General features: G+C 43.4%; 15 protein-coding genes. 9 read left to right on the forward strand and 6 right to left on the reverse strand.

The window, feature by feature from the left end:
* Positions 1-103 precede the first annotated feature (103 nt).
* From R8O70_RS07925 to R8O70_RS07935, 3 genes are all read left to right on the forward strand, one after another.
* Positions 104-565, forward strand: coding sequence for a helix-turn-helix transcriptional regulator (locus R8O70_RS07925; protein WP_025795024.1), 462 nt, complete (start codon positions 104-106; stop codon positions 563-565).
* 1042 nt (positions 566-1607) lie between these two features.
* A complete protein-coding gene (locus R8O70_RS07930) occupies positions 1608-2159 on the forward strand; it encodes a DUF6795 domain-containing protein (protein ID WP_225466667.1) in 552 nt (183 codons plus the stop codon).
* Positions 2160-2162: 3 nt separating this feature from the next.
* Positions 2163-3302: a lipase family protein gene (locus tag R8O70_RS07935; protein WP_025768873.1), complete on the forward strand. Its 1140-nt coding sequence runs from the start codon at positions 2163-2165 to the stop codon at positions 3300-3302.
* A 121-nt stretch (positions 3303-3423) separates the two neighbouring features.
* On the opposite strand, the gene R8O70_RS07940 is transcribed toward R8O70_RS07935, so the two are convergent.
* Positions 3424-3987, reverse strand: a complete 564-nt coding sequence (locus tag R8O70_RS07940; protein WP_138940408.1) for a porin family protein — start codon at positions 3985-3987, stop codon at positions 3424-3426.
* Positions 3988-4384: 397 nt separating this feature from the next.
* On the opposite strand from R8O70_RS07940, the gene R8O70_RS07945 reads away from it, so the two are divergent.
* The 4 genes from R8O70_RS07945 to R8O70_RS07960 all read left to right on the forward strand — a co-directional run bounded on the left by R8O70_RS07945 (position 4385) and on the right by R8O70_RS07960 (position 9262).
* A complete protein-coding gene (locus R8O70_RS07945) occupies positions 4385-5266 on the forward strand; it encodes a LysR family transcriptional regulator (protein WP_085569924.1) in 882 nt (293 codons plus the stop codon).
* 120 nt (positions 5267-5386) lie between these two features.
* Positions 5387-6922, forward strand: a complete 1536-nt coding sequence (locus R8O70_RS07950; RefSeq protein ID WP_005381670.1) for a bifunctional GNAT family N-acetyltransferase/carbon-nitrogen hydrolase family protein — start codon at positions 5387-5389, stop codon at positions 6920-6922.
* 204 nt (positions 6923-7126) lie between these two features.
* Entirely contained in the window at positions 7127-7714 is a 588-nt protein-coding gene (locus R8O70_RS07955) for a DedA family protein (RefSeq protein WP_005383738.1), read from the forward strand.
* A 180-nt stretch (positions 7715-7894) separates the two neighbouring features.
* A complete protein-coding gene (locus R8O70_RS07960) occupies positions 7895-9262 on the forward strand; it encodes a Na+/H+ antiporter NhaC family protein (RefSeq protein WP_017635705.1) in 1368 nt (455 codons plus the stop codon).
* Between the two features lie 74 nt (positions 9263-9336).
* Here the strand turns inward: R8O70_RS07960 and R8O70_RS07965 are convergent, their stop codons facing one another.
* The 4 genes from R8O70_RS07965 to R8O70_RS07980 all read right to left on the reverse strand — a co-directional run bounded on the left by R8O70_RS07965 (position 9337) and on the right by R8O70_RS07980 (position 14006).
* Positions 9337-10176 carry a 3-keto-5-aminohexanoate cleavage protein gene (locus R8O70_RS07965; RefSeq protein ID WP_047102133.1) on the reverse strand — a complete coding sequence of 280 codons (840 nt, stop codon included), beginning with the start codon at positions 10174-10176 and terminating at the stop codon, positions 9337-9339.
* Positions 10167-11498 carry an aspartate aminotransferase family protein gene (locus R8O70_RS07970; RefSeq protein WP_318184129.1) on the reverse strand — a complete coding sequence of 444 codons (1332 nt, stop codon included), beginning with the start codon at positions 11496-11498 and terminating at the stop codon, positions 10167-10169. The genes R8O70_RS07965 and R8O70_RS07970 overlap by 10 nt, the downstream gene beginning before the upstream one ends.
* 208 nt (positions 11499-11706) lie before the next feature.
* Positions 11707-12975, reverse strand: coding sequence for an O-acetylhomoserine aminocarboxypropyltransferase/cysteine synthase family protein (locus tag R8O70_RS07975; protein ID WP_005381677.1), 1269 nt, complete (start codon positions 12973-12975; stop codon positions 11707-11709).
* 119 nt (positions 12976-13094) lie between these two features.
* Positions 13095-14006, reverse strand: a complete 912-nt coding sequence (locus R8O70_RS07980; RefSeq protein WP_137281744.1) for a LysR substrate-binding domain-containing protein — start codon at positions 14004-14006, stop codon at positions 13095-13097.
* A gap of 106 nt (positions 14007-14112) precedes the next feature.
* On the opposite strand from R8O70_RS07980, the gene R8O70_RS07985 reads away from it, so the two are divergent.
* Both R8O70_RS07985 and R8O70_RS07990 read left to right on the forward strand, forming a co-directional pair.
* Positions 14113-15369 (forward strand): D-amino acid dehydrogenase, encoded by a 1257-nt coding sequence (locus R8O70_RS07985; RefSeq protein ID WP_047102136.1) that lies wholly within the window; start codon positions 14113-14115, stop codon positions 15367-15369.
* Positions 15370-15676: 307 nt separating this feature from the next.
* Positions 15677-17224: an alanine/glycine:cation symporter family protein gene (locus tag R8O70_RS07990; RefSeq protein WP_005381681.1), complete on the forward strand. Its 1548-nt coding sequence runs from the start codon at positions 15677-15679 to the stop codon at positions 17222-17224.
* A gap of 100 nt (positions 17225-17324) precedes the next feature.
* On the opposite strand, the gene R8O70_RS07995 is transcribed toward R8O70_RS07990, so the two are convergent.
* On the reverse strand, positions 17325-17915 hold the full coding sequence (locus R8O70_RS07995) for an acetate uptake transporter (RefSeq protein WP_005381682.1): 591 nt from the start codon (positions 17913-17915) through the stop codon (positions 17325-17327).
* Between the last annotated feature and the right edge of the window lie 4 nt (positions 17916-17919).

A 17919-nucleotide genomic window follows, 5' to 3' on the forward strand; every position in this document is an offset into this window, starting at 1 on the left:
AATACTCATTAACATCTAAGAATCAATGTTATGAGTAATTTTTTACTCATAACATTAATAACTAATTCATAAGCTTTAGAGGATCTGATGAAGCGAGGCTGCTATGAATAAAAGTGCTCCAGAAAAAAGAGAGTCTGTAGAAGAAGTCATAGCTCGTTTAAGGGCCAATCGAGATGCACCTCACGAGATATCAGAGAGATATGTAGTTAATACATCGCCCAAAACTTCAATAAATCAGAGAGTCTCAAAAATCGCCCCCTCCACTCGTCCATCAGAACGCAAAACCGAGGCAAGCAAAACCATCAAGCAACTCTTGCTTGGTAAACTTACGCAAGGTCAAGCGTTGAAATATTTACGTATTAATATACTGGGACTCAAACAGGATGTGTTCGCAAAACTCGTCGGTGTTTCAAGAAAAACACTCTCAGATATAGAGAATGATCGGGGCAGCTACAATACAGAGATTCTCAACAAGGTATTCAAACCATTTGGCTTAAAAGTCGGACTACTCCCTTCTTCTCCCGATGCGTTAAAATCGCTATTAATGGATGGTGAGGATGGGTAAAATGCTCAGTATCAGCCCTATTTATTTAGATTGAATTGCTATAAAAAGCTAGTATTTTTAAATGATTTAGGAATACATGGACGCGGGTTCAGTTCCTTTTTAAGCAGGAAATTGATGTAACATTTGATGCAACACCAAATTGGTAACATCGTTATAAGTTACTGAATTTATGAAAAGTGAGAAACCATTTCAACTCCCGCCAGCCCACCAAACGTTTGGAAAAGGCCACCCTCGGGTGGCCTTTTTTGTATCAACAACCCACTATCCACTATCCACTATCCACATTGTCTTCTTTTCTCACGCACTCATGCTACCTGATAACTTTTCACGAGCATTACTGCATAACTCTGAACGTACACCGATTTAAAAACTCGTTGAGTATTAAGTAACAGGCGATACGCTCATAAATACACCACCAAAAACACATGGAAGTTCAGAAGAACTCATTCAAGGACAAAAAGTGTGTACTATATGCTCTTCGATTTAAAGTGTTCTAAGTTTTTGGGGTATCAACAACTACGAGTGCTAAATCTAAGTTATAGAATTATGATGGGTTAAAGTTGAACAATTTGGGTTTATCACTAACCATCAAAAGATACTCAATAAGCCTTTTCTTTTGTTCTTGGTTATCACAATTGGCGGAAAAATAAATTATCAAGTCAATCTAGCATTACGATGTAAAGTAATAAAAACACCTCTTGAGCAAGCGACTAATTAACTATTTTCAATACGATTTCATTGTCTGAAACCTAGTATTTATAGAGCTCTTTCCCATTCGATAGCTCTCGTTTATTTTGCTTCCACATTACCTGATGAAAGCCTAAAAAATCCAATACAATATAACTACCTAAGGTTAGCGTAGACTGAGTATTCCAGATTTAAACTTTATTAATGCTAATAAAAATCGGTCAAGTAGATAAACATAAATCTAAAAATGTAATTTTCAAATTCACAAGTTACAAGGGCAATGCAGTACGAATCACATAGTTAGCATTAAATATTGTAAAAACACACAATACATATACATTTATAGATTTTTAAAATGAAAAAAGTCGATGTGAGAAATTACTTAGTTGGATTTATTACAATCATATTGTTGAGCATTAATATGAGTTTTGGAGAGAGTATATTGAATAGCGATAAAGTTAACCAATACACACCACAAATCAATGGTGTGCTAACAAAAAAAGGGAAGCCGATTGATAACCAAAAGGTTAGTCTTAGTATTGGTTTAAGCGCTTCAGGAAAATCAATAGACTTATCAACATTTACTGACAGCAATGGTCGGTTTGAATTTTCTCCTGTGTATGAGAACAAAGAGAGCGTTAAGATCCCGCTTATTGAACATTATGTAACTATTGTTTTAACCACAGAACTAGATATTGATGAAAGCGTTATTATTTGGGAAGGTTCGTTCGATGGCTATGAAATAGAGGATTACGTAAAAAACAATATGGCTAATCTAGTCTGTGATGCAGCAAACCCTCTTAAGTACTTTGCTTTTTCAATTGATGATGACGAAAACGATGACTACTACGTAAATAGTCAATGTGATTTATTTGGATATATTGACTCTGATTTATATGGAAATTAAAGAATGCAATCACTCTCACCAAAGCTATCATCTAGAATCGCAGAAATCCCTTATTCTGTATTCGCAACTAATGTTCGTAACGTTAGTGGTTATATAGCAAAGTTTTTTACATTTGATCTAAGGAATGATGTCAAAAAAGGAACGACAAGTGGCTTTATGGGATTTGGTGGAATGACATCAGATTTTGTAGCGATAGGTCGAGGTAAGGGCGAGTTTACCGATACTTTAGTATTTTCCTTTCGTGGCACTCAAGCAAACATCGGCGACATTATGACCGATGGAAACATTGGGATATCAGGTACCTCATCAGGTTACAGGGTACATGCAGGTTTTGTAAATCTCTTCAATACGATAAAGCCACAACTTGCAGCATACATCGCTGGTTATTCGAAAAAGAACATGAAAGCACCGAAGGCAATACACTGTGTAGGTCATAGTTTAGGTGGTGCTCTTGCTTCATTAGCGGCAGATTGGGTGAAGAGTCAGTACGGCTATAGCGTACACCTATATACTTTTGGCGCACCAAAAGTTGGCTTTAAACCATACGCAAGAAGGGAGTTAGATTCTTCATATCGCTGCACTCATGGTGCAGATCCAGTTCCTATGTCTCCTCTTTGGCCATTTACTCACGGTGGTATTGAGTATCGGCTAGATGGAAGTTCTGGCATCTACTTCTGCGCTCATGGACTAGGAAAAAAATCTGTTCCGGGTTATGTCAATACCGCTACAAGTAATGAGTGGTCGGCACTACAACCCAAATCTCAAACTTACCTAGAACGCAACGTATTTCTTGACTTCAACAATAGATATAATGCTCGAATGACTGATGGTTGGGTAAGTAAAATAGTCTCTTCAATTTTGACCTTACTAAGAATTTCAGGTCTGGGTCATATAATACAACAAATAGCAACCGTAGGCCTTACTGCTTGGGATCAACTAGCTAAAGCTATGGCGTACATTTCAAAACTAAAAAACGAGTATACAGAACACGTCCGCGGTATTTTAGGTCACATGAATGTAATGTCAGGTAGCGCAGCGATCGACCTATCGAGTATTACTTATAGAGTGATAAAACTTTGTTTTTCGAGACTAGTAAGAAGGTTAGACAGTCATGTTAGAAATGCTCTAAATATAGTAGCGTGACAGTAAAAGACACTAACAATTATTCTAAAAACCGCTCAATTATCCTCAACTAGATTGAGTTCAGAAAAAGCGAAGCTATTTAGGCTTCGCTTTTTATTAGGGCTTAGAGTTGTTAACAATATTAAAATCTATATTCCACACCTAGTGATGCTTGGTTAAAGTCTGTTTCCGTGTTTGCACCGTTCGCGACATTCTCCGCATTGAGTTCTACGTCGTACCACATATATTCTGCGTTAACTAAGAAGTTATCAGTAACTTTAAAACCGACACCAGCACCAGCGAATACACCTTCATCATCTTTGTTGCCTTGGAAGCCCGCAACGTTGTAATCCGTCGAGTACCACATTTGACCGCCTTTTGCGTAAAGGTCGACACGATCAGCAATGGGAGCGGTAACTTTTATAGCCGCTGTATAGCCGTCTGTTTCGGCATTTGCTAGGTTATTACCATAGCTACCGAAATCAATGTAACCACCTTCCAACGCTAAGTAAGGATTAAAACGGTAACCAACTAAACCTTGAATAACATCGCTGTCATCATCAAAGTCATCTTGTCCATCAACTTTTAAGTAACCGTAGTTGGCGCCAACATATACACCATGATCGTTGGAGTCCGCAGCATGTGATAAAGTACTAAACGTTGCTAAAGAAAAAAGGCTAATCAAAGTAACAACATTGCTTTTCATTTCGTTCTCCTAATATAAGTTCCATTGAAGGTTCGAATAGTAAAGAGCAAATGCAATGCCAACTTTAAATTAATGAAAAATATATTTAATTTTATAGAATACTGACAATCCTCTAAAGATCGCCGAACAAAAATAGAAAAAAGAGCTGTCTGTTTACTTTATATAAACAATACTAAATTGGGGTTAATCGCTGATGTGAAAAATATTCTTGTTAATTTGTAGATTTTTCAAAGAAATTAAATAAACATCTAAAATACTCTTGTAGATTAATCCGTCAAAAAACGCTTAGCTAGTTTTTATAAGAAAGGAAGCTAATCACACATACGTTGCATCTTACTTTGCTTCAAGCCGTGAATATTCTACTCTTTGCCTAAGCAGAGTTTAATGGAACAGAAGTATGTTAAAAGGCAGTGAATACCCTTCTATTCGAGCATTAAGGACGTTTGTCGCGGTCTCTAATTACCTCAGTTTCTCTAAAGCAGCGGATGCCCTATGTATTACGCAAAGCGCAGTAAGCAAACAAATCGCATCGCTGGAGCAATTGGTGGGTTTACCTTTAATACAAAGAGGGGCGAGTGGTATTGAGTTAACCGAAGAGGGCAAGCGTTATCTGCCGCAAGTCACAGAAGCTTTGGAGCTTATTCAGCATGCAACTGCCAACTTAATCCAGTCAGATTCAAAGCAAGAATTACTCACCGTGGACGTAACCCCTTCTTTTGCCAGCCTTTGGTTGATACCTAATATTGATGACTTCCACCAGCAACATCCTAACATTCGAGTAAGAGTCTGTACCGGGGATGGGAACGTCAAAGATTCGAGCAACGAAAGTGACTTACATATTCGCTGCCTTCCATTATCCACACATTATGAATACAGCCACTTACTGTGCGAAGAAACATTGTTATTAGTCGGTTGCACAAATGCTCCTGCAATTGAGAGTGTGCACGCTGTTAGTAATTATCCGTTTATACCTCAAATCACTCGCCCTCAGCTATGGGAGCAATTTAAAGCTGTCTACACTGTAGAATCTCCCGTTACCTATCAACCTGTAGGCGTCGAACATTTTTACCTAGCTTGCGAAGCTGTCAGAATGGGAAAAGGGCTCGCCTTGCTTCCCGATTTTATGGCGCAGTATTCGATTTTAAGAGGGGACATTCAGCATGTTCTCAACCTTTCTTTACAGAGCGGTTATGGTTATTACGTGATGATTCCAAATTATCGACTTTCGGCTAAAAAAGTAGCGGTGTTTCACGAATGGCTGAAGAGCAAGCTAAGTTAATGTTATTTCTTTAAGCTCGTTTAGGTAAACCAAAACAACTCAAAGACTTCGGTATCTGTCTGCTCAAATTTATGGCATTCTCATCCATACTATTTAAAAAGGATAAATGGATAGTAGGATATGGACAGCAACACGCCAAGACTCTCTTTACGCACCATTGAGCCGACCGATTACCCAGAGCTCGCGGAATTAATGGACCTTGTTTTTCCTGATGTTGGTGGCTCATGGCCACGCCTGACCATCATGGATCTCATTCATCAGTTTCCTGATGGACAAATCTGTATTGAGGATAACGGAAAAATTGTCGGCGCAGCGCTAACAATCAAAGTGGACTACAACCGATTTTCACTTCCTCACCTATACACCGACATCATCACCGAGAACAACGTCATCCAAAACCAAGTGACCGGTGACGCCATGTATGGTCTCGATGTATTTGTTCACCCGGACTACCGTGGACTGCGTTTAGGTCGCCGTCTGTATGATGCGCGTAAAGAACTTTGCCGGAGTAAAAACTTCAAAGCAATTTTAGCCGGTGGTCGCATCCCGAATTACCACAAATATGCTGACGAATTGAGCGTGGCTGAATACATCGACAAAATAAAACGCCGTGAGCTTCACGATCCTATTTTGTCTTTTCAGCTTGCAAACGACTTCGATGTAAAACGTATTATGCGCGGTTACTTGCCAGAGGATAGTGCTTCTAAAGGCTACGCAACTCTGCTGGAGTGGGATAACTTCTTCTACGAAGAGGATATTCAATCCGTACATGATGTAGAAAAAACGCTGATTCGTATTGGTGTTGTGCAGTGGCAAATGCGCGCCATGAATGACTTAGAGGACTTGCTCGATCAGGCTGAGTTCTTCATTTCTTCTCTTGCGAACTACAAAGCCGATTTCGCCCTATTCCCTGAATTCTTTAACGCGCCGCTGATGGGCTTGCAAAACGACCAAAACTCCGTCGAAGCAATTCGCTTTTTGGCTAGCTTTACAGAAGAGATCAAAAACCGCTTCTCGCAGATGGCAGTCACCTACAACATCAACATTATTGCTGGCAGTATGCCCGTCATCGAAGATGGCAAGTTGTATAATGTGGCCTACTTACTGCAACGAGATGGTGAAATAAACGCTCAATATAAGATTCACATCACGCCCCATGAGCAAAAAGACTGGGTGATCGACGGTGGTGACAATGTTCAGGTGTTCGAAACCGATGCAGGCAAAGTCGGCATACTGATTTGTTATGACAGCGAGTTCCCAGAGTTGGGAAGAATGCTCGCCGAGCAAGGCGCACAAATTGTGTTCGTTCCTTTCTGGACAGACACAAAAAATGGCTACCAACGAGTACGAATCTGTTCCCAATCACGAGCCATCGAAAACGAATGCTACGTTGCAATTGGGGGCAGTGTCGGCAACTTACCTCGTGTTGATAATGTCGATATCCAGTACGCACAATCTGCCGTATTCTCACCGTCGGATATCTATTTCCCACACGATGCGACCTTGACAGAAGCAAGCGCCAACACCGAAATGATAATCTTCGCTGATGTTGATTTGACTAAGTTGAAACAGCTTAATACCGAAGGCTCTGTCACCAACTTACGTCATCGCCGCCTTGATTTGTATGGCGCATTCACCAAAGCCAAAGAGTCATAAGGATCTCCCTAATTCGCCGCTACCAAAGAGCGTGGCGGCGAGTAAAGCCAGCTGCAGGTTGATTCTGCGCAATTATCAGAGGCATGTCAGTTTTTCTCAATGGTGAGAAACAAGAATTGACCCAATAGGACATTCGGAGTATCACTCCAACTTCGTTCCGCTTTTATTAGGGGAAAGCTTTTGGAACATATTAACGAACTTCTCATGTCAATGAAGCCTTTGCTTGAGCAATACGGCTACGTTGCGCTGATTGTCAGTATATTTCTAGAAGGGATAGGTATCCCGATGCCTGGTCAATCACTGATGATCGCGGCATCTTTGCTCTCGTCAGAACAAGTCATGAACCTAAGTATGGTAATGATGGTATCGTGGCTGAGCTGCTTTTTTGGTAATACCTGTGGCTACTTAATCGGTTATTACTTTGAGGGGTGGTTAGATAAAAAAGGCTACATTTCCGGCCCGAAGATGCAAACGCTTCAATTGACTATCCAGAAATACGGCCCTACGTGCTTGGTGGTCAGCCGCTTTATTGAAGGAATGAAGCAATTTATGCCTCTTGCATGCGGTATCGCGAAAATGCCACGTAGAGAGTTTTTGCTCGGTAACGCCCTCGCGGCGACGGTTTGGGTATTGGTATTCAGCTTGTTAACTCACTTTGCATTTGAACATTTAAGCGTGTTGAGCAACCTGTACACCGAATACAAATATCTGGTATGGGCATTTGCTGCTGTCTTATTTACGTGGATGGTTTTAGGTATTGTTAAACGCAAAAAAGCCAAATCAATGCAATAACGACAGTCTCTTCATTAGCGCATAACTAAAGCTCGTGGTATCAGTGAGATACGCAACACGAGCTTTTATCTTTTTCTTTACGTGTAAAATTTAAACAGCCATTTAGACGTCTAGACGTTGACAATGTAGAAATGTGATATTAGTCTGCTCTTCTCTCTTATCATTAACATTGTCGTTTACATGTCCGGTTCCCAACAAACTACTAAAACAGTTGCACCGTCTGCGGTCGCACTGATCCCATTAATTGTATTCCTTGCGCTATTTATTGGCGTAGGCACTTACTTATCTTTGCAAGGCGTGGAATTTGCCTTCTACCAGCTGCCTGCACCCATCGCGGTATTACCAGCCATCATCATTGCGTTTCTTTTAAGTAAAGAGAAACTTAACCGCTCAATCGAACACTTCATGCGTGGTGTTGGCCACCCAGACATCATCGCAATGTGTATGATCTATCTGCTTGCAGGTGCCTTTGCTGCGGTAGCAAAAGCCTCTGGTGGTGTTGATGCAACAGTGAACCTTGGTTTATCCGCTATTCCAACCAGCATGATTTTACCGGGCATTTTTCTGATTTCTGCTTTTATCGCAACAGCAATGGGGACTTCGATGGGTACCATCGCAGCCGTTGCCCCCGTAGCGTTGGGGATTGCTGAATCAGCAGGAATGAGCTTACCGTTAACCGCTGGTGTTGTGCTGAGCGGCGCTATGTTTGGTGATAACCTTTCTATCATCTCTGACACCACCATCGCGGCGACACGCTCTCAAGGTTGTGAGATGAAAGACAAGTTTAAAGAGAACATTCGTATTGCTTTACCTGCGGCGTTGATCGCGATTGCAGTGTTCGCTTTCAACAGTACCGCGACTCAAGTGCCTGAAACTGGCGATATTGAGTGGCTAAAAGTCTTGCCGTACATCACTATTTTGATCCTAGCGGTATCTGGTGTGAATGTGTTTGTGGTTCTGTCGATTGGCATTCTTTTGGCTGGCGGCGTGAGCTTGGCATCGATTGACAATTACGGACTAACTAATCTAGCCCAAGACGTATACAAAGGCTTTGGTAACATGCAAGAGATCTTCTTGTTATCCATGCTGATTGGTGGTTTGAGTGAACTGATGCGTCGCCAAGGTGGTCTTGCTTTTCTAACAAATTTCGTTAGTAGCCTTATCCACGCGTTTGGCTCTAGTCACTCTAAGCATGCGAACAGTCGTGCAAGCGAGCTAGGTATTGCAGGTTTGGTATCAATGGTCAATGGCTGTACGGCAAACAACACCGTAGCCATCATTGTATCGGGCAGCGTTGCTCGCCAACTGGCGGAAGAGAATAATGTCTCTCCTCGCCGCTCAGCAAGCTTGTTAGACATTTTCTCATGCGTGGTGCAAGGCGTGTTGCCTTACGGTGCTCAAGTACTGCTGCTAGGTTCCGTATTCAACCTATCGCCACTTGAAGTAGTTGCCAATTCTTACTACTGTTTTGCATTAGCGATAGCGGCTGTTGTCGCGGTGTTTATCAAACATCCCGCTCGTCAACCTGTAGCGCAAACTGAGAACTAACGACAAATACCGAAAAGGCTCTGATGGAGCCTTTTTACTTTCCTTTCTTCTTTTTTTCTTTTCCGCGAGCAGATTTACTTCAAAGCTGAACGCAAACTTTGCGCACTGTGTAAAGGAATAGCAAAGCGATGCGCCACATCGCGTAGAGCTTCCACCTGAGCCGCGTTACTGATTGCTAATTCGCCTGCCACATCGACGTGGTTATTCTCAAACCCCACTCTCACATCGAATCCAAGTAACATCGCACTCGCTAAACAGTCTTGCTCTCGCGCGCCAAAAGCACAAATGGCACATCGAATTTCTTCCTCGACAAAACGCGCCAAATTCAAACCTCGTAAATCCCATGGCGAAGACTGTTGAGCTTGGTGATAACGCCCTAACACCACTAATGCATGCTGATGCGTTTTAGGTAACACGCCCGCATCACGCAGTTGGAAATAACGTTCAATGTCGGTTGCATCGTAGAGAATAATTTGGCTCACGATGTTGTGTTCTGCCACCCAATGGAAAAAGGCATGCCCTTCTTTCTCACTTGCGCGATCAGGGATTAACTCCCTCAATGCAAAAGAAGCCGCTTCTGGTTTCACAGCTTTAACTAACGCCATCTGTTGTGGCGGAGAATACAAGCCCACCGCCTCTGTGGTGAGCTGTACCATCATGTTTTGTCCCACCGCTTCTTTCACGGCATGGTAAATTGCCATGTTGTCGTCGATGTCTAATGAATGACGTCCGTTGGCGTCTCTAGCATGCAAATGGATCATGGCAGCCCCTGCCGTTTGACAAGCGATAGCCTCTGCAACCAGTTCGTCTGTTGTCATGGGTAAGCTGGCGTGATCGTGCTTAGTTTTTCTTGCACCGTTTGGGGCCACGATAATAGCGATAGGCTCTCGTATACATCGATTTTCTAATTCCATTCCTTCGCTACCTCTTTTAGCGTTAATGAGAGTTTGCCAACTAGCTCATCAATATGGTGAGGCTGAATAATGAATGGCGGCGCAAGCAAGATATGGTGCCCATTAACGCCATCAATCGTTCCGCCCATTGGATAGCACATTAAGCCATTTTCCATTGCTCGCTGTTTGATGCGTTTGTCTGCCAATGTGGCTTTACTCAGAGGCGCCTTGCTTTCTTGATCCGCCACCAGCTCAATGCCAAAAAACAAACCTTTACCACGAATGTCGCCAATGTACGGTAAATGGGCCAATGCAGAAGTAAGCTCATTACGCAGCAAAGCACTTTGCCGATTCACCGCCGTTAACAAATTATCTTGGAAGATGGTTTGAATGGTCGCCACGGCAGCAGCGCACGCCACAGGGTGCGCCATAAAAGTATGACCATGTTGGAAAAAACCGCTTCCATCAGCAATAGCTTGATAGACTCGATCATTCGCAACCACCGCGCCAATAGGTTGATAACCCGCACCAAGCCCTTTAGCCATACACACCAGATCGGGTTCTGCCTCTTCTTGCTCAAACGCAAAAAAACTGCCACTGCGTCCAACGCCACACATGACTTCATCCAAGATCAATAACACATCGTATTGGTCGCATATTTCGCGAATACGCTTGAAATAGCCTTGCGTTGCAGGCACAGCTCCAGCGGTGGCACCCACAATGGGCTCGGCGACAAAAGCCATGACATTATCAGCCCCCAACTCAAGAATTTTTGCCTCTAGCTCATTCGCCGCTCGCAATGAGTAATCCAATTCCGACTCATGACTCTGCTGATAACGATAAGCATAGCAAGGGGCGATATGATGGCTCGGGTGTAAGATGGGTTTGAACGGTTCACGTCGCCATTCATTACCTCCGACAGCCAAAGCCCCCAAGGTATTGCCGTGATAACTTTGCTGACGCGCGATGAATTGCTTTTTCTCTGGCTTACCTGATTCCACGAAATACTGCCGCGCCATTTTTAGTGCCGACTCCACCGCTTCTGATCCTCCACTGACTAAGTACACATGGTTGAACTGTTCAGGCATGTGCTGACAAATCAATTCTGCTAGGCGCTCACTGTTGTCACTAGTAAAAAATCCAGTATGAGCAAATGGCACTCGCTCGATCTGTTCCAACATGGCTTTTTTAACGGCGTGATGACTGTGGCCAAGGTTTGATACCGCAGCACCACAACAAGCATCGAGATACTGCTTTCCATGCTTATCGAATAGATAAACACCTTCACCTCTATCGATGATTGGTAGCGTGGCATGGCAATGACGGTGAAATACGTAAGACATTTGAGTCCCTTCCAATGTGTAATACTTGCACACATAATCAGGAACAAACCCAAACGTGACAAGAGAATAAATCTCACCCTCTATGAGCTTTTGGAATACCACAAACCAAAAACACCAAAACCCTTGATATTTAAACAATAAAATAAAAATAGGCCAGCTTTTTTAAAGGCTGGCCTATGGGTAACCCAAAGCTAAAAACAGAATCGTTTTACGCGTTTAGTGCCTGTTCTAAATCGGCTAGAATATCGTCAATATGTTCAATACCCACCGATAAACGAATCATCTCTGGAGACACACCAGCTTGTTTTTGTTCTGCTTCGCTCAATTGACGATGAGTCGTCGATGCAGGATGGCAAGCCAATGATTTTGCATCGCCAATGTTCACCAAACGCTTAAAGATTTTCAAAGCATCATAAAAACGCACACCAGCGTCATAACCATCTTTTAAACCAAACGACAAAATCGCAGAAGGCTTACCTTTCATGTATTTTTCGGCGAGATGGAAGTGTTCAGAACTTGGCAATCCGGCATAACTTACCCAACTGACTTTGTCATTCTGTTCCAAGAATTCAGCCACTTTGAGTGTGTTCTCGGTATGGCGCTCCATACGCAGCGGTAACGTTTCTAACCCTTGCATAAGCATAAATGCATTCATCGGTGATAATGCTGCTCCGGTATTACGCAGTGGTACGGTACGCGCACGCCCGATAAACGCCGCCTCACCAAACGCTTCGGTATACACCACGCCGTGGTAAGAAGGTTCTGGTTGGTTGAAAACAGGAAAGCGGTCTTTGTGCTGTGCCCAAGGGAATTTACCGGAATCCACAATCACGCCACCTAATGTGGTGCCATGCCCACCAACGTATTTAGTGAGAGAGTGAACTACGATATCCGCACCAAATTCGATGGGTTTGCAAAGCACTGGCGTCGCAACGGTGTTATCCACAATCACAGGTACGCCTTGTGCATGAGCAAGCTCCGCCACACGTTCTAAATCGATGATATTACCCGCAGGGTTACCAATGCTCTCGCAGTACACCGCTTTGGTATTTTCATCAATTAATTCGGCCAAACTTTCTGGCTTGTCATCTTTAGCAAACTTCACCTGAATACCTTGATTTGGGAGCATGTGCGCAAACAAGGTATAAGTACCGCCATAAAGTTGCGGCGTAGAAACGATGTTATCGCCCGCTTGCGCTAACGTCAGAATCGCATAGTTAATCGCTGCACTCCCCGCACTCACGACCAATCCAGCAATGCCGCCTTCTAACGCTGCCATGCGTTTTTCCAGCACGTCATTAGTCGGATTCATGATGCGAGTGTAGATATTCCCCGGCACTTCCAAGTTAAACAGATCAGCGCCGTGCTGCGCGTTATCAAACTCGTACGCGACCGTTTGATAAATCGGTGTCGCGACAGATTTGGTGGTCGGGTCAGTTTCGTAACCAAAATGGATAGATAGCGTTTCGTCTTTCATGTTCTTCCCTGTCTTTCATCACTCAAATAGCGGCAAGCAAAGCACTTACCTTGCTTATAAAACTTATATTGCCCAATTTTTCAACAAATAACGTAGGGATGAATCACAGAGATAAAACGCTAATTCAACTGTCCAAGTAACCAGTGACGAAACGTTTCTGTCGCATTCGTACGTGTGTTCATGATCAAGTAATACCCTGCATTGGCAGGAATCGGTTTGAATGGAGAAACCAAACGCTCTGTCGTCAATTCATCCTCAATCAATGCCATTCGAGCCATCGCAATCCCAACGCCAGCTTCGGCTGCAGACATCGCCATATCCGTTCGATTAAAAAAGTGTCCGATATCGGTTTTAAAATCCAACCCCATCGCTGACGCCCAATATAGCCACTCATAGTCACGCGTCGCTTTTTCCCATGGCATCGCATCGTGTAGTAGCGTCGCCTCTTGCCATTGCTTCACTGGCATTGAGTTTTTTTGCTCACCAAACAACGTTTTTAGCCAGCCATGATCCTCAAGGTATTTTGGACTCATCACCGGTAGCAGATGCTCATCCAAAATCAGCTCCGCGTTAGCATTTCTATAAGGATGAAGACCATAGTCAATTGCGACGTCATAGTCTTTTATCTCACTATTTACCAGCGCACCTTCCGCAAAGATTTGTACTTGGATATCCGGATTATCATGATGGAAGCTTTCGAGCTTTGGGACTAACCATTTGAAAGCAAAAGAAGGCGTCAACTTCAAACGAATTTCATTGGTTTGCTTTTCTACTTTGAGCTCATCAAGCAATTTGCTCAGTTCCGAAAAGTGAAACTGCGTCGCTTGGTGTAACTGAGTGCCTTTTACGGTTAAACGAATACCGCGAGAGTGGCGTTCAAATAAAGTAAAACCTAATAACGCTTCTAAATGAATAATTTGTTGGCTTATGGCACCAGTGGTGAGGTGTAAATGTCTTGCGGCACCAGTAAAGCTGCTGTACTCCGCGACTTGGCTAAATAGGCACAAACCACTTATCAGATTACTTTTCATCCTTGAGCCTATAGTTTTTCTAAACGCAGTGTGTAATTTATATCGATTGTTAACAAAAGGTAAAGAAAAGAAACTGAGCACTCTGATAAATGTGTGGAGTGCATCAATGGAAGTCATCGTATTAGGCAGCGGCGTTATCGGCTTAACCTCTGCTTGGTATTTATCTCAAGCAGGCTATCAAGTTACCGTCATTGACCGCCAACCAAGCAGTGCCATGGAAACGAGCTTCGCCAATGCCGGGCAGATCTCATATGGTTACTCTTCACCTTGGGCTGCGCCTGGTGTTCCTGTTAAAGCCATTAAGTGGTTAATGGAAGAGCATGCTCCACTTAAAATCAAACCCACCCTGAATGCCGACATGATCCGCTGGGCGAGTAAAATGGTCGCGAATTGCACCCTACCTCGCTATCAAGTTAACAAGGCTCGCATGCTTTCTATCGCTAACCACAGCCGTATTTGCTTAGAACAGTTACGCCAAGAACACGCCATTGAGTATCAAGGGCGTCAGTTTGGGACCTTGCAAGTATTCCGAACACATCAACAGCTGCAAGCTATTGAAAAGGACATGCAGCTCCTTGAACAAAGCGGAACCCGATTTAAGCTAATGGACGTCGAACAATGTATTGAACAAGAGCCAGGGCTTGCACTTGTGAAAGACAAACTGGTTGGTGGCTTGCATCTACCTGATGACGAAACGGGCGATTGCCATCAATTTTGCCAACAACTAACGGAGCTTGCTAAGGCACACGGTGTCCGATTTGAGTTCGATACTGAAGTAAGCAATTGGGTTACAGTAGGCAAAAAGATCATAGGTGTCCAAACGAACCGAGGACAATTTAAAGCAGACCAATATGTGGTGGCCTCTGGCAGCTACTCTACAGCGCTACTCAAGCAACTCGATATTGATATTCCGGTCTACCCTGTCAAAGGCTATTCACTCACCATCCCGATGGAAGATGAACACTTCTCTCCTCGATCTACTGTGATGGATGAAACCTATAAAGTCGCTATGACTCGATTTGATGACAGAATTCGCGTAGCTGGCACCGCAGAATTAGCAGGGTTTGATGCTTCCCTTCCACAAAAGCGCAAAAACACCATCGAAATGGTCATCCGTGATCTTTTTCCTCGTTGTGGTGACTTCAGCCAAGCTGAGTTTTGGAGCGGCTTTAGGCCAATGACGCCTGATGGCACACCAATTATCGGTGCGACTAAATACGATAACCTTTTTACTAACACCGGACACGGAACTCTGGGCTGGACGATGGCTTGTGGCTCAGGTCAATTGCTAGCAAGCGTAATGAAAGGTGAAAAAGCAAAAGTGATGGATAATGCGGAGCTTAACCTTTGTCGTTACGCCTGAGGACATGACTGAACAAAAAACAGGCAGACACTTACTCCACAAAATGCATAACCACTGGCATTTTTAACTCATCAAAATCGCAGCACATTTAAATGACAATGTGCTGCATAATTAATCATCAGGCAAATCTTCTACCTAAAAGGAGCAAATAAGCAACAAGAACCAAATTTTAACAACTACTCTCCATTCTGTGTTCATCATCACGCTACAAAGGATTTGTAGCTAAAAAAGTTAACAATTGCATTACATAAAGGGTAATGTATTGTGTGAAAAACAACCACAAACACAACTAACAGGGAAAATACTCATGCAGTCATTAGTTGATTTTCTGAATGGAATTATTTGGAGCCCGGTACTGATCTATTTGTGCCTTGGCGCAGGTTTGTTCTATTCAATCATGACGCGTTTTGTACAAATTCGTCACTTCTTTGAGATGTGGCGCTTATTACTTTCAGGGAAGAGTTCAACAAAAGGGATATCATCATTTCAGGCACTTGCCGTTTCACTGTCTGGCCGTGTAGGTACAGGTAACATTGCTGGTGTAGCTGCTGCTATCGGTTTCGGTGGCCCAGGCGCCGTATTCTGGATGTGGGTCGTAGCCTTCTTTGGCGCTGCAACCGCATACGCAGAATCAACACTTGCACAAATTTATAAAGAAGAAGACGAAGGCGAGTTCCGTGGTGGCCCTGCTTACTATATTGAGAAAGCAATGGGACAAAAATGGTACGCTTGGATCTTTGCTATCGCGACCATCTTTGCTTGTGGTGTCCTACTTCCTGGCGTTCAATCGAACAGTATCGGTAACGCAGTAGAAGCCGCATTTGGCTCAGGTGACATGATTGAAACCGCTATTGGTACCTTCAGTTTTGCTAAAATTTTCACTGGTACGGTTGTTTGTGTCATTTTGGCTTTCATCATTTTTGGTGGCGTAAAGCGTATCGCGAACTTTACCCAAGTCGTTGTGCCATTTATGGCGTTAGCTTACATCATTACTGCGTTTGTCATCATCCTTCTAAACATTGGTGAGGTTCCACGCATTTTCGGCATGATCATTGGTGACGCGTTCACACCAATGGCAGGCGTTGGTGCAGCAATCGGCTGGGGTGTAAAACGTGGTGTCTACTCCAACGAAGCAGGTCAAGGTACTGGTCCTCACGCAGCAGCAGCAGCGAGTGTTGATCACCCAGCTCAGCAAGGTCTTGTTCAATCTTTCTCTATTTACATCGATACACTACTTGTGTGTTCAGCAACCGCGTTCATGATTCTTATCACTGGCGCGTACAACGTAAATGGTGCGATTGAAGGTACATTCCTGGTTCAAAACCTACCAGCGGATATTGGTGCAAATGGTCCTGTGTTTACACAGATGGCGATCGAAAGCGCACTACCTGGCGTGGGTAAACCATTCATCGCAATCGCTCTATTCTTCTTCGCGTTTACGACCATTCTGGCTTACTACTACATTGCAGAAACGAACATTGCTTACATTCGTCGTACGTTCAAAGTAAATGGACTGATGTTTATTCTGAAAGTCATCATTATTTCATCCGTGTTCTACGGAACCGTGAAAACCGCCAACTTAGCATGGGCGATGGGTGATGTAGGCGTAGGACTGATGGCGTGGCTAAACATCATCGGTATTTTGATCATCTTCTTTATGTCGAAGCCTGCACTCAAAGCACTGAACGACTACGAAGAGCAACAAAAACGTGGTGTGACCGATTTTACATTTAACCCTGTTGCACTGGGCATTAAAGGCGCAGATTACTGGGAAGATAAGTACCGACGTAAAACGGGTAAAGCACCAACGGCAGACAGCAATAGCGCAGAAACTGTTGAGCAACCATCAACATAGCGTTATCACATAAATAAGAAAAAGCAGTGGTCCGATTGAGGACATAAAAAAGGGGGATTAACCAATGGTTAATCCCCCTTTCTTCATTATGAGTAGCAGCTTAGGCGATAACCGCTTCAACTTTACGAGCGATTTTTGCTTTACCTACAGGTAACACTTCACGACCAAATTCGTTGTTCAGTACTTGTGCCATTGCGAAGTAAATTGCACTTGCGCCACAGAAGATACCCTCGAAGCCAGCGATAGCACCGATCACTTCGCTACCAGTGAAATCACGAGCAGCAAGCAAGAAGAACAGGATAGTTAGAGAGCCAAATACCACTTGCTTCGCTGTTGGGTAACATAGAGAACCAATGAACATGAAACCAGTGAAGATGCCCCAAAGCGCTAGGTACCAACCCATAAAGCTTGCAGGGCTTGCAGGAAGACCCATGTGAGGCATTACGATTAGACCAACCAATGTTAGCCAAAATAGACCGTAAGAAGTAAACGCAGTTGTGCCGAATGTATCACCGCGTTTAAAGCACATGATGCCAACGATTACTTGGCTAAGGCCACCGTAAAAGATGCCCATCGCTAGAATCATAGAGTCAATTGGGAAAAATCCTGCATTATGAATATTGAGCAGAATAGTGGTCATACCGAAACCCATAAGACCTAGCGGTGCTGGGTTAGCCAGTTTTGTCGACATGTAC

The organism is Vibrio sp. 779(2023), assembly GCF_033344285.1.
Taxonomy (GTDB): domain Bacteria; phylum Pseudomonadota; class Gammaproteobacteria; order Enterobacterales; family Vibrionaceae; genus Vibrio; species Vibrio alginolyticus.

Coding starts and splice junctions, on each gene's coding strand:
- R8O70_RS07925 (WP_025795024.1), top strand. CDS start 104: ATGAATAAAAGTGCTCCAGAAAAAAGAGAGTCTGTAGAAGAAGTCATA.
- R8O70_RS07930 (WP_225466667.1), top strand. CDS start 1,608: ATGAAAAAAGTCGATGTGAGAAATTACTTAGTTGGATTTATTACAATC.
- R8O70_RS07935 (WP_025768873.1), top strand. CDS start 2,163: ATGCAATCACTCTCACCAAAGCTATCATCTAGAATCGCAGAAATCCCT.
- R8O70_RS07940 (WP_138940408.1), bottom strand. CDS start 3,987: ATGAAAAGCAATGTTGTTACTTTGATTAGCCTTTTTTCTTTAGCAACG.
- R8O70_RS07945 (WP_085569924.1), top strand. CDS start 4,385: ATGTTAAAAGGCAGTGAATACCCTTCTATTCGAGCATTAAGGACGTTT.
- R8O70_RS07950 (WP_005381670.1), top strand. CDS start 5,387: ATGGACAGCAACACGCCAAGACTCTCTTTACGCACCATTGAGCCGACC.
- R8O70_RS07955 (WP_005383738.1), top strand. CDS start 7,127: ATGTCAATGAAGCCTTTGCTTGAGCAATACGGCTACGTTGCGCTGATT.
- R8O70_RS07960 (WP_017635705.1), top strand. CDS start 7,895: ATGTCCGGTTCCCAACAAACTACTAAAACAGTTGCACCGTCTGCGGTC.
- R8O70_RS07965 (WP_047102133.1), bottom strand. CDS start 10,176: ATGGAATTAGAAAATCGATGTATACGAGAGCCTATCGCTATTATCGTG.
- R8O70_RS07970 (WP_318184129.1), bottom strand. CDS start 11,498: ATGTCTTACGTATTTCACCGTCATTGCCATGCCACGCTACCAATCATC.
- R8O70_RS07975 (WP_005381677.1), bottom strand. CDS start 12,975: ATGAAAGACGAAACGCTATCTATCCATTTTGGTTACGAAACTGACCCG.
- R8O70_RS07980 (WP_137281744.1), bottom strand. CDS start 14,006: ATGAAAAGTAATCTGATAAGTGGTTTGTGCCTATTTAGCCAAGTCGCG.
- R8O70_RS07985 (WP_047102136.1), top strand. CDS start 14,113: ATGGAAGTCATCGTATTAGGCAGCGGCGTTATCGGCTTAACCTCTGCT.
- R8O70_RS07990 (WP_005381681.1), top strand. CDS start 15,677: ATGCAGTCATTAGTTGATTTTCTGAATGGAATTATTTGGAGCCCGGTA.
- R8O70_RS07995 (WP_005381682.1), bottom strand. CDS start 17,915: ATGTCGACAAAACTGGCTAACCCAGCACCGCTAGGTCTTATGGGTTTC.